Source organism: Chryseobacterium artocarpi (assembly GCF_001684975.1).
Classification (GTDB): Bacteria; Bacteroidota; Bacteroidia; order Flavobacteriales; family Weeksellaceae; genus Chryseobacterium; species Chryseobacterium artocarpi.
In genome coordinates this window covers 485,815-498,213 of sequence record NZ_MAYH01000045.1, presented here as the reverse complement: position 1 = coordinate 498,213, position 12,399 = coordinate 485,815, and the positions used below count along the sequence as shown (strand labels likewise).

12 protein-coding genes are annotated in these 12,399 nt (G+C 36.1%); 9 read left to right on the top strand and 3 right to left on the bottom strand.

All coding sequences use genetic code 11. The features are described from left to right. Nucleotides 1–9 precede the first annotated feature (9 nt). The 3 genes from infB to rimP form a co-directional block, all read right to left on the bottom strand. Nucleotides 10–2,967, bottom strand: coding sequence for a translation initiation factor IF-2 (infB, locus tag BBI01_RS17060; protein ID WP_065395845.1), 2,958 nt, complete (start codon nucleotides 2,965–2,967; stop codon nucleotides 10–12). Nucleotides 2,968–3,044: 77 nt separating this feature from the next. After that, complete coding sequence (nusA, locus tag BBI01_RS17055) at nucleotides 3,045–4,280, bottom strand: transcription termination factor NusA (protein ID WP_065395844.1); 1,236 nt, start codon at nucleotides 4,278–4,280, stop codon at nucleotides 3,045–3,047. Nucleotides 4,281–4,296: 16 nt separating this feature from the next. Next, entirely contained in the window at nucleotides 4,297–4,764 is a 468-nt protein-coding gene (gene rimP, locus BBI01_RS17050) for a ribosome assembly cofactor RimP (RefSeq protein ID WP_065395843.1), read from the bottom strand. Between the two features lie 215 nt (nucleotides 4,765–4,979). Here rimP and BBI01_RS17045 point away from each other — a divergent pair, with 215 nt between their 5' ends. From BBI01_RS17045 to BBI01_RS17005, 9 genes are all read left to right on the top strand, one after another. Continuing rightward, a complete protein-coding gene (locus BBI01_RS17045) occupies nucleotides 4,980–6,293 on the top strand; it encodes a UDP-glucose dehydrogenase family protein (RefSeq protein WP_065395842.1) in 1,314 nt (437 codons plus the stop codon). Between the two features lie 4 nt (nucleotides 6,294–6,297). Then, nucleotides 6,298–7,377: a dTDP-glucose 4,6-dehydratase gene (rfbB, locus tag BBI01_RS17040; protein ID WP_065395841.1), complete on the top strand. Its 1,080-nt coding sequence runs from the start codon at nucleotides 6,298–6,300 to the stop codon at nucleotides 7,375–7,377. A 7-nt stretch (nucleotides 7,378–7,384) separates the two neighbouring features. Beyond that, nucleotides 7,385–7,834 carry a hypothetical protein gene (locus BBI01_RS17035; RefSeq protein WP_065395840.1) on the top strand — a complete coding sequence of 150 codons (450 nt, stop codon included), beginning with the start codon at nucleotides 7,385–7,387 and terminating at the stop codon, nucleotides 7,832–7,834. Between the two features lie 6 nt (nucleotides 7,835–7,840). Continuing rightward, the gene (gene rfbA, locus BBI01_RS17030) at nucleotides 7,841–8,704 is read left to right on the top strand and encodes a glucose-1-phosphate thymidylyltransferase RfbA (RefSeq protein WP_065395839.1); all 864 of its coding nucleotides are present in this window, start codon (nucleotides 7,841–7,843) and stop codon (nucleotides 8,702–8,704) included. Between the two features lie 173 nt (nucleotides 8,705–8,877). Next, nucleotides 8,878–9,726, top strand: a complete 849-nt coding sequence (locus BBI01_RS17025) for an ABC transporter permease (RefSeq protein WP_065395838.1) — start codon at nucleotides 8,878–8,880, stop codon at nucleotides 9,724–9,726. Nucleotides 9,727–9,767: 41 nt separating this feature from the next. After that, nucleotides 9,768–11,027, top strand: coding sequence for an ABC transporter ATP-binding protein (locus BBI01_RS17020; protein ID WP_065395837.1), 1,260 nt, complete (start codon nucleotides 9,768–9,770; stop codon nucleotides 11,025–11,027). Then, nucleotides 11,024–11,425 carry a sugar 3,4-ketoisomerase gene (locus BBI01_RS17015; RefSeq protein ID WP_065395836.1) on the top strand — a complete coding sequence of 134 codons (402 nt, stop codon included), beginning with the start codon at nucleotides 11,024–11,026 and terminating at the stop codon, nucleotides 11,423–11,425. The genes BBI01_RS17020 and BBI01_RS17015 overlap by 4 nt, the downstream gene beginning before the upstream one ends. Then, entirely contained in the window at nucleotides 11,415–11,837 is a 423-nt protein-coding gene (locus BBI01_RS17010; RefSeq protein WP_065395835.1) for a sugar 3,4-ketoisomerase, read from the top strand. The genes BBI01_RS17015 and BBI01_RS17010 overlap by 11 nt, the downstream gene beginning before the upstream one ends. Then, nucleotides 11,827–12,378: an acyltransferase gene (locus tag BBI01_RS17005; RefSeq protein WP_065395834.1), complete on the top strand. Its 552-nt coding sequence runs from the start codon at nucleotides 11,827–11,829 to the stop codon at nucleotides 12,376–12,378. Before BBI01_RS17010 ends, BBI01_RS17005 begins: the two co-directional genes overlap by 11 nt. The last annotated feature ends 21 nt before the right edge of the window (nucleotides 12,379–12,399 follow it).

The window sequence follows — 12,399 nt, the reverse complement described above, 5'->3', positions numbered from 1 at the left end:
TCTGAATAATTATTTCAGCTTTTTCTTAACAGCTACTTCTTCGTAAACTTCAAGGATATCTCCGATTTCAATATCATTATAACCTTTTAAGTTCAATCCACATTCATAACCTTTCGTTACTTCCTTCACATCATCTTTGAAACGCTTCAAGCTTTCAAGCTCTCCATCAAACTTAACGATACCATCTCTCAATAGACGTACTTTTGACTGTCTTGTAACTTTTCCGGTAAGAACCATACAACCTGCAATTGAACCAACTTTAGAAATCTTGAATACCTCACGGATTTCAACATTTCCGATTACCTGCTCCTGAATTTCAGGAGAAAGCATTCCTTCCATTGCTTCTTTTACTTCATCGATAGCTTTATAAATTACAGAATATGTTCTGATTTCAATTTCTTCACGGTCTGCAAGTTCTTTTGCATTAGCACCAGCTCTCACATTGAATCCGATTATAATTGCATCAGATGCAGCCGCTAAGTTTATATCAGATTCAGTGATCTGTCCTACACCTGAGTGAAGAATTTTCACGCTGATTTCTTCTGTTGATAATCTTTGTAACTGGTCAGATAATGCCTCTACAGAACCATCCACGTCACCTTTAAGGATAATATTCAATTCTTTGAATTCTCCTAAAGCAATACGTCTACCTAGTTCTTCAAGCGTTGTATGTTTTTTCGTTCTGATAGAAAGTTCTCTCTGTAACTGCTCTCTCTTATTAGCGATCGCTTTACCTTCACTTTCGTCAGTGTAAACACGGAATTTATCACCTGCTGTAGGCGCCCCGTCTAATCCTAAGATTGTTGCAGGAATTGAAGGACCTGCCTCCGCAAGGTTTTTCCCTCTTTCATCAAGTAAAGCTTTTACTTTACCGTGGTTTTTACCTGCTACTACATAGTCCCCAACTCTTAAAGTTCCGGTTTGTACCAACATAGTTGCTACATACCCTCTTCCTTTATCAAGAGATGCTTCAATAACCACTCCATTCGCTGAACGGTCAGGATTAGCTTTTAGTTCAAGCATTTCAGCCTGTAATAAAACTTTCTCCAATAATACATCTACATTATTACCGAATTTAGCAGAAATTTCCTGAGCCTGAACATTTCCACCCCATTCTTCTACTAAAACCGGCGGGTTTAATCCAGAAAGCTGCTGACGGATGTTATCAGGGTTAGCATTTGGTTTATCAACCTTGTTGATAGCAATAATCATTGGTACACCTGCAGCTTGCGCGTGAGCAATTGCTTCTTTCGTCTGTGGCATTACATCATCATCGGCAGCAATTACAATAATTGCAATATCCGTGATCTGTGCACCTCTTGCTCTCATCGCTGTAAAGGCTTCGTGACCTGGTGTATCTAAGAATGTAATTCTCTGACCGTTTTCCAATTTCACGTTATAAGCTCCAATATGCTGTGTAATACCTCCGGATTCACCTGCAATTACGTTAGTCTTTCTAACATAATCCAGTAATGAAGTTTTACCGTGGTCAACGTGTCCCATTACAGTAACTACTGGTGCTCTTGATACTAAGCTTTCTTCAGTATCTACTTCATCTTCTGCATCTGTATCTTCAAGATCAGCATCTGAGAATTCAATTTTGTATCCAAATTCGTCAGCTACTAATAATAGAGTATCTGCTTCTAGTCTTTGGTTCATGGTAACCATTACCCCAAGTGAGAAACAAGCAGAGATTACTTCTGTTGGCGAAACATTCATCAAGCTCGCTAATTCACCTACAGTAATAAATTCTGTAACTTTTAACGTTCTATCTTGTGCTTCAAGCTCCTGCTGACGTTCATCCTGCTCTCTACGGAAAGTTCTCTTATCTTTTCTGTGTTTTGCAGATTTAGATTTACCTCCTTTATTGGTAAGTTTTTCTAAGGTTTCCTTGATCTGGTTTTTAACTTGTTCGTCAGTTAATTCAACTGGCATAACTCTTTGACCAGGTCTGTTATTTTGTCCACCTTTCTTAAATCCACCACCTTGTCCACCTGGACGGTTTCCTCCTTGGTTATTTCCGAAACGGTTTCCTCCTTGTCCACCTTGACCTTGAGGACGGTTTCCTTGCCCACCTTGACCTTGACGGTTTCCACCTTGTCCACCACCATTGTTGTTATTGTGTTGACGGTTTCCACCTTGACCACCTTGATTATTTCCAGAGTTTTGATTGTTTCCACCTTGACCTTGGTTATTCTGACCTCCGCCTGGTTTTTCAATTCTCTTTCTTTTCTTTTTTGCTCCAGCACCTGGTTTTGGTGCAAATTGAGTTAAGTCGATCTTTTCACCTACGATCTTAGGACCGTCAAGTTTCTGATAAACTGTTTCAATTTTTTGTGGCTCCTGAGATTCTGGTTCAGCCTCAGCTTTTGGAGTCTCTACTTTTTTCTCTTCTACCACTACAGGCTTTGGAGTTTCTTTTATGGGTTCCACTGGTTTTATATCTTCTTTTTTCTCCTCCATTTTTGGTTTGTCTTTTTTCACAGGTCTATTTCTAGATTCTATCTGAGACAAATCAATTTTATCCAAAACCTTAAATTCCTGCTTTTCTGGAACTGCTTTCACTTCCGGTTCTTGTTTCACGATTTCTTCTTTCTTTTCTTCAACCGGTGTTACTACAGGAGCAGCAGGGGTTTCTTCCACCTCAGGTTTAGTAGGTTCTAAATCTATTTTACCTAAAATTTTAGTTTCTGGTTTATTTGCTTTAGCTCTTATCACTTCAGGGGTTTTCTTTTCTTCAATTTCCAGTTTTTCTTCCGGAACTTTAGTGATCACCACCTCATGGGAAGCCTTTCGTTGTTCGCCATCTTTAGCAAACTCAGCCTCCAATGCAGAATATGCCGATTCTTCCAATTGAGCGTTAGGATTGCTTTCAACCTCGAATCCTCTAGACTGTAAAAATTCTACTAATCTGGACATCGAAATGTTGAATTCCTTAACCGCTTTATTTAATCTAATTTTTGGCATCTATATTATTTACTGTTTTTTAATTTTTAAAATTAAAGTATTTCTTTTTTACTGTTTATTAAGATTTATTTTAAATCTTAATCTTCAAATTCTTCTCTCAGAATACGTTTAACCTCTTCGATTGTTTCTTCTTCAAGGTCTACCATATTTAAAAGACTCTCAGTTTCTTTATCCAATACTGATTTTGCAGTTGTAAGTCCTACTTTCTTAAACTCATCCAAAATCCACTGCTCGATATCGTCATTAAATTCTCTCAATTCAACATCGTCATCCTCGCTGGACTCTCTGTAAACATCAATTTCATATCCTGACAACCAAGAAGCCAGTCTGATATTCTGTCCTTGTTTTCCAATTACTTTAGAAATCTCTTCAACAGGAGTATATACTAACGCATAGTTAGCATCCTCGTTGATGTCAATTTTATTGATGGTAACATTTCCTAAAGCTCTCTTCACCAAAATCTCAGGGTTTTTAGACCACTGAATAACATCGATGTTTTCATTTTTCAACTCTCTTACTACCCCATGAATTCTGGATCCTTTCACCCCAACACAAGCTCCTACAGGATCAATTCTGTCATCATAAGCATCTACTGCAATCTTTGCCTTTTCTCCAGGAATTCTCACTACCTTTTTCAAGATAATTGTTCCATCCTGAATTTCAGGAATTTCCAGCTCTAATAACTTCTCAAGGAATTTAGGTGCAGTTCTGGAAATAATAATCTGTGGTTTTGAACCTTTAAAATCTACTGTTTCAACAATAGCTCTGATATTCTCACCCTTTTTAAAGAAATCGGATGGGATTTGATTTTCTTTTGGTAAAATAAATTCATTTCCTTCATCATCCAACAAGATCACATGCTTGTGACGGATATGGTGGATTTCTCCTACAACAATTTCACCAATTTTATCTCTAAACTGTTCATACAGCATAGCATTATTATGCTCCTGAAGTTTTGTAGCCAGGATTTGCTTTAGGGTAAGAATATTTCTTCTTCCCAATTGTGCAACAGGAATTTCCATTGTAAAGTCTTCACCTACTTCGAAAGTAGGGTCAATCTTCTTTGCTTCAGAAATTTCAATTTCCAAATCATCATCTTCAGACATTTCGTCCTCTACAATTGTTTTATTTAAAAATATCTGAAAATCTCCTTTATCCGGGTTTACAATTACATCAAAATGATCATCTGAATCAAATCTTTTTCTCAAAAGTGTCTTCAGTGAATCTTCAATAATTGCCATAAGATCAATTTTACTGATCCCCTTTTCGTCTTTAAAATCACCAAAGGATTCAATCAACGCTATATTATCCATCTATTCTTTTTTCTTTTTAAAATTTAATTACTACTAATGCCTTTTTGATCTCAGTGTAAGGAATTTCTTTTTCCTCTTCCACATCCACCTTTCCTTTCCCGATGTCTTTCGGTTTACGGTAACGTAAAACAAGAGTGATTTTCTCTTCGTCTACTTTTGACAATTCTCCTTCAATTTTTGAAGAATCCTCCAGCATCACCTCAATCTCTCTTCCTATGTTTTTATTGAACTGTCTTGGTGTTACTAATGGCTCGCTTAGTCCTGCAGACATTACCTGAAGGCTAAAATCATGTTCTTCACGATCCATATTGAATTCTATAGCACGGCTTGCATCAAGGCAATCCTGTAAAGAAACTCCGTTATCACCATCTAAAATCACTGTAATATCATCCCCTGCAGAAATCTTAAGATCAATAAGGAAAAGATCTTTTCTGGTTTCAAGGAATTCATTTAATAATTCTTCAATTCTTTTTTTAAACTCCATACATTCTTTTATCTTGATTTACAGTACGAAAAAAGGCTTTCTTGCGAAGCCTTCCCATTTTTTCCGTAAATCCATTGCAAATATACGCTTTTTTTCTAAAAAAGCAAAATTATCTTATTATCAAGCAAATAGAAGGAAATTCATTTACATTAAATTAAAGAAGCAGATGAAGGTATTTTTATTATTTTTGTCTTTGAATTTTAAAAACAAACATTTTGAATATAACGATTGTAGGAACAGGTTATGTAGGGCTAGTTACAGGAACTACTCTTGCAGAACTTGGCAATTCAGTATACTGTGTTGATATTGATGAAAAAAAAGTAGAAGGTATGAAAAACGGCGTAGTTCCCATCTATGAGCCGAACCTTGAAGAAATGTTCCTTAGAAACATCCAGTCTGAAAGATTATTTTTCACCACCAACCTTAAAGAGGCTTTAGACAAAAGTGAAGTTATCTATTTAGCGCTTCCTACGCCTCCTGGAGAAGACGGATCAGCTGATCTTTCTTATGTATTAAAAGTAGCCAATGATATCGGTGAGATGATGACTGAATATAAAGTAGTTGTCAATAAAAGCACCGTACCTGTAGGTACCGCTGACAAAGTAAGAGAAACCATCTCCGCTAAAACCAATATTCCTTTTGACGTAGTTTCAAATCCTGAATTCTTAAGAGAAGGTTTTGCGGTTGAAGACTCAATGAATCCCTCAAGAGTTGTAGTAGGAGCAAGCTCTGAAAAAGCGAAAGATATTATGGCTAAGATTTATCAGCCATTTACCAATACCGGAATCCCGATTATTTTCATGGATGAAAAATCATCTGAGCTTACAAAATATGCTGCCAATTCATTTTTGGCTGTAAAAATCACTTTCATGAATGAGATTGCCAACTATTGTGAAAAAGTAGGTGCGGATGTAGACAAAGTAAGACTTGGAATGGGGAGTGATGACAGAATCGGGCATAGATTTTTATTCCCTGGAATCGGATATGGCGGAAGCTGTTTTCCTAAGGATGTAAAAGCGCTTATTAAATCTGGTAAGCAAGAAGATTTTAACTTCCAGATCCTAGAAGCTACAGAAAATGTAAATACAACTCAAAAAGTAATCCTTGTTTCTGAAATTGAAAAATATTTTAACGGAAACCTTGAAGGAAAGAAAATTGCATTGTGGGGACTAGCTTTCAAAGCCAACACAGACGACATCAGAGAAGCATCTTCTTTGGACAATATTGCTCTTCTACTTGAGAAAGGCGCAAAAATCGTGGCATATGATACTGTTGCAGAAAGCAATGTTCAAAAAATACTTGGAGATAAGATACAATACGCCAAAGGGATGTATGATGCTTTAGATGAAGTAGATGCACTACTTATTGCTACAGAATGGCCGGAATTTAAAAATCCTAATTTCGAGCTTATGGCTAAAAGAATGAAAAATAAAGTTATTTTTGATGGAAGGAATATGTATCCATTAGAAATCCCTGAACAGAACGGGTTTTATTATAAAAGCATAGGCAGAAAGACAATCACAAAATAAATAAATGAAAAACATCATCATAACAGGTGGAGCCGGATTTATCGGTTCTCATGTTGTAAGAGAATTTGTAAAAAACAATCCCGGCAGCATGATCATCAACCTTGATGCACTTACTTACGCAGGAAACCTTGAGAATTTAAAGGATATCGAAAATGAGCCTAACTACGTTTTCGAAAAAGCAGATATTACAAGACCAGAAGAGCTAAGAAGGGTTTTTGAAAAATATAATCCTGACGCAGTAGTTCATTTAGCCGCAGAAAGTCATGTTGACAGAAGTATTACTGATCCAATGGCATTCATCAATACCAACGTAAACGGAACAGCAAATTTACTTAATCTTTGCAAAGAATTCTGGACATTAAACCCAGATCATACTCACGGTAGGTTCCCTGATGAGAAAAGAACGAATTTATTCTATCATGTTTCTACAGATGAAGTATATGGGAGTTTAGGTGAAACAGGGTTCTTCCTTGAAACAACATCTTATGATCCTCAGTCTCCATACTCGGCTTCTAAAGCAGCATCTGACCATTTGGTGAGATCATATGGAAATACTTACGGGATGCCATTCATTGTTTCAAACTGTTCAAACAACTATGGACCGAACCATTTTCCAGAAAAATTGATCCCACTTTGTATTTCAAATATTATCAACGAAAGACCTTTACCAATTTACGGTGATGGAAAATACACAAGAGACTGGTTATTTGTAATTGATCACGCCAGAGCTATTCACCAGATTTTCAATGAAGCAAAAACAGGAGAAACTTACAATATCGGAGGTTTCAACGAATGGCAGAACATCGATCTTGTAAAAGAACTCATTAAACAGATGGATGCTAAACTTGGAAAACCGGAAGGTTATTCTGAAAAGTTAATCACATTTGTAAAAGACAGACCTGGTCACGATAAGCGTTATGCTATTGATGCCACTAAATTAAATAAAGATTTAGGTTGGAAGCCATCTGTAACTTTTGAAGAAGGCTTAGGAAAAACAATTGACTGGTATCTTGAGAATAAAGAATGGTTAGAAAATGTAACCAGCGGAGATTATCAGAAATATTACGAAAACCAATATAACTAATCAGATAATGAAGCATATTTTTCTATTGCTTTTTATAACTGTAACTTCTTTAGTCGGTGCACAGTCAATCCCACCTCCTCCGGCTATGTCTAATTCGTCTCAACGAAAACTGATTGATGAATTTATAGAAGTTTCACATTACAAAGAAGCATTGATTAATTATGCAAAAGAATATTTAGAGCTTAGAATGTTCGATTACTCGGTAGATCCTCCTAAGGAATTACTGACAAAAGAACAAGCCAGCTCAATCATCAGAAAATTTGATTTTGATGATTTTAAAACTTCATTATACAGTTCATTTTCTTTCATATCAGAAAACAATTTAAAAGAATTGATCAGGTTCCATAAAAGTATAAATGGCAAGTTATCCAAAAATAATTCTACACTTTTAATGACACCGGATATAGATTTGAATATTAAGAATCAAATGGACTACGCTATAGAAAATACCAAATAATAAAAGATGAAAGGAATAATACTAGCCGGAGGATCCGGAACAAGACTTTACCCTCTAACTATTGCAGTAAGCAAGCAACTGATGCCTGTTTACGACAAACCAATGATTTACTATCCTCTTTCAACATTACTTTTAGCAGGAATTAAGGATATCCTTATCATTACAACACCACATGATCAGGAAGGCTTCATCAAACTTTTAGGTGATGGTTCACAAATTGGATGTAATATAGAATATGTTGTACAGCCTAGCCCTGATGGACTTGCTCAAGCTTTTATACTTGGGGATAAATTTATTGGTAATGACTCCGCTGCTCTTGTTTTAGGTGATAATATCTTCTATGGCTCTGAAATGGGAGCTTTACTGAAAAACAAAACTAATCCGAGCGGAGGAGTTGTATTCGCTTATCACGTGGCAGACCCTGAAAGATATGGTGTCGTAGAATTCGACGATAATTTCAAAGCTGTTTCTATTGAGGAAAAACCACTAAAACCAAAATCAAATTATGCCGTTCCAGGTCTTTATTTCTATGATAATGATGTAGTAGAAATCGCTAAAAACATTCAGCCTTCAGCTAGAGGTGAACTTGAAATCACAGATATCAACAATGTTTATCTAAAGAATGGAAAATTAGAAGTAGGTGTTCTAGATAGAGGAACAGCATGGCTAGACACAGGCACCTTTGATTCCCTACATGATGCATCTGAATTCGTAAGTGTTATTGAAAAGAGACAAGGGTTCAAAATCGGATGTATTGAAGAAATTGCTTTCCGTAATAAGTTTATCAATGAAGAAAAATTACTGGAAACAGCAGTTAAATATGGCAAAAGTGGGTACGGCGAATATCTGAAGCAACTCGTTAAAAAATAACAAAATAAATTATAAAATTTACAGACTATTGACCTTACAGTCAATAGTTTTTTTGTCATAACAACAAATATCAATATATTAGTTGTAATTTTTAGGTTTATGTAAACAATAATTCACAAACTAAAAAATATGGTAAGAATTAATTATTATAAATTTGTAAAAACCTTACACAGATGAATGAACCACAACAGAAGTGGACTGAAACGATTGATGCCAATCATTCGTTATTTGACTTGAAGCTGAAAGAAGTCTGGAAATACAAAGACCTTGTCTATATGTTCGTCAAGAGAGACTTTGTATCCAGTTTTAAGCAAACGATCCTGGGACCCATATGGTTTTTTATCAATCCCATTCTAACAACCATCGTTTTTCTGATTATCTTCGGAAAAATTGCCCAACTATCTACAGATGGAGCTCCTCCCCTTTTATTCTATTTAGGCGGTGTTACGCTTTGGAATTATTTTTCATCCTCACTACTTGCAACCTCATCTACTTTTACAGGAAATGCCGGAATATTTGGAAAAGTGTATTTTCCGAGACTGGTAACACCTATATCAATTGTCATATCCAATCTTATGAGATTTGGAGTACAGCTCATTCTTTTCATTCTTGTTTGGGCTTATTATCTGAGTAAAGGACAGGTACATCCTAACATTTGGGTTCTTGCAACACCATTTTTGGTGATACTGATGGCCCTTTTTGCCTTAGGAGTGGGAATGATTTTCTCCTCACTCACCACAAAATATAAAGATCTGAGTATGCTGCTTGGCTTTGGAATAAGTCTTTATATGTACGCTACTCCGGTTATTTATCCAACTTCTGCTCTTAGAGGAGTGTTTAAACAGATTGCATTATACAATCCTTTAACAGGTATTTTTGAATGTTTCAAATATGCATGGATTGGCGTAGGAGATTTTTCTCCTGCAATGCTTGGTATCAGCACCATTATTATTGTTATTCTTTTAATGATAGGCATCGTTGTCTTCAATAAGGTTGAAAAAACCTTTATGGACACAGTATAACAGCAGTCACTTTTTATTAATTTTAAAATTCACTTAAGAATATGCTGTCTTTAAAAGCAGAAAATATATCAAAACAATACCGTCTGGGACAAGTGGGAACAGGAACTCTTTCTCATGACCTCAACAGATTCTGGTACAAAATAAGAGGAAAAGAAGACCCTTATCTGAAAATAGGGGAAGCCAACGATAGAACAACAAAAGGTTCTTCAGATTATGTATGGTCTCTTCGTGATATCGACTTTGAGATTGAGCAGGGAGATGCTGTCGGGATAATCGGAAGAAACGGAGCGGGAAAATCTACTTTATTAAAAGTATTAAGTAAAGTAACCAAACCTACTACCGGAAACATTTACACCAATGGAAGAATTGCTTCTTTACTAGAAGTAGGAACAGGATTTCACCCGGAAATGACAGGGCGTGAAAACGTTTTTCTTAACGGAGCGATCTTGGGAATGACCAGAAAAGAAATCAAAAGAAAATTTGATGAAATTGTGGACTTTTCAGGGGTTGAAAGATACATAGACACTCCTGTTAAAAGATACTCCTCAGGAATGTACGTTCGTCTTGCCTTTGCCGTTGCTGCCCATTTGGAATCTGAAATCTTGATCGTAGATGAAGTTTTGGCTGTAGGAGACGCTGAATTCCAGAAGAAATGTCTTGGAAAAATGAACGATGTAACCAAAGGAGAAGGCCGTACCATACTTTTTGTCAGCCACAACATGACTGCCGTTAAAGAATTGTGTACAAAAGGAATTCTTTTGAACCAGGGACAAATCGACTATCAGGGGAACATTCTCAACACCATTATAGAATATCAGAAAAGTAGTGCCAGAGATAGTTCTTATACCTATAACGGTAATTTGAATGAAGCGTTAGGCAATGACAATATTCGTATTAAAGAATTTTCCGCATCTCCAATCAAAGGAGATCTTATAGATATTGACTCCGGAGTACGGGTAAAATTGGTTTTTCACAATTATTGCCCGGATATTACACTGGACACAACATTCGAATTGAAAAACTACGAAGAACTGGTTATTTTCCATGTTGGAAAGCTCATTACCGAGAATAACGATTCTAAAGTTGGAGAATATACCGTAGAATTTGATATCCCGCCAGGACTTCTCAATGCAGGAAACTATTATTTCAAGCTTTACTTTGGAAAAGATCAGAGAATTCTTCTCTTTGGTATAGACGAATTTATAGGATTTGAAGTAGAGAATGTAAAGGTAGGAACAGTAATGTATGTTTACCCAGGAGTAACCCGACCACTTTTTGAATATAAAGTACAGACCCCATGATTCCAAAAATAATAGAACTTCCTAAAATATACGACAAAAGAGGAAATTTATCTTTTTTTGAAAACCCCAATCAATTGCCTTTCCCAATAGAAAGAACCTATTGGATATACGATGTACCGGGAGGTGAAGTAAGAGGCAGCCACGCTTTCAAGGAGCAGCAGGAGTTTATCATTGCCCTTTCCGGAAGCTTTGATGTGTTGATACACAATGGAAAGGAAGAACAGAGATTTTCTTTAAACAGATCTTATTACGGATTATATATTCCTAAAATGTTCTGGCGAAGAATGGAAAACTTTTCAACCAATTCATTAGCGTTGATTGTTTCTGACCAACCCTACAATGAAGACGATTATATAAGAAACTTTGAAGAATTTAAAACATTGTCCGATGAAAAATAGTGTTTCAGTATTTGATTGTAATGTTATTGATTTAGGTAAAATCAGTTTCGATGAAGGAAACCTTACGGTAGTTGAAAACAACTCTGCATTTCCTTTTAATGTAAAAAGGGTTTTCTATTTATATGACATTGCAGGGGGAGAAAGCAGAGGTGCCCATTCTCATAAAGAATGCCATCAGTTTCTGATTGCAGCCAGTGGTAGTTTTGAAGTTTCATTAGATGACGGAAAGTTCAAAAGACAGGTTTTCCTGAACCGTCCCAATATAGGACTTCATATTCCTCCGGGAATCTGGGCTTCGGAGATCAACTTTTCTTCAGGTGCTATTTGCCTGGTATTGGCTTCCCATACTTATAACGAAAATGACTACATAAGAAATTATGATGCTTATTTAACAATACAAAATGAAAAATAATATTCATCCCTTATCTGATGTTCAAACCGAAAACATAGGTGAAAACACTATGGTTTGGCAATTCTGTGTTATTTTAAAGAATGCAGAAATTGGAAATAACTGCAACATCAACTGTAATGTATTTATCGAGAACGATGTAAAAATCGGAGATAATGTAACCATTAAACCGGGTGTACAGATTTGGGATGGAGTAACGCTTGAGGACAATGTATTTATTGGCCCCAATGTTACTTTCACCAATGATCTTATTCCACGCTCGAAGCAATATCCGCTGGAGTTCAGTAAAACGTTAATCAAAAAAGGAGCTTCCATAGGTGCCAACTCTACCATTATTGCAGGTAACGTTATTGGTGAAAATGCTTTAATCGGAGCTGGAAGCGTTATTACAAAAGATATACCTGCCCACACGGTGTGGTATGGCAATCCTGCTCAACATAAGGGGTATATTACAACAGCAGGTTTGATCATAAACCTTGAAATGAAAGATGAGTCAGGCAATGAGTATTTTTTTGAAAATGCACAATTAATCAAACGCTCATAATCTTTTCACTTAAAAAAACAC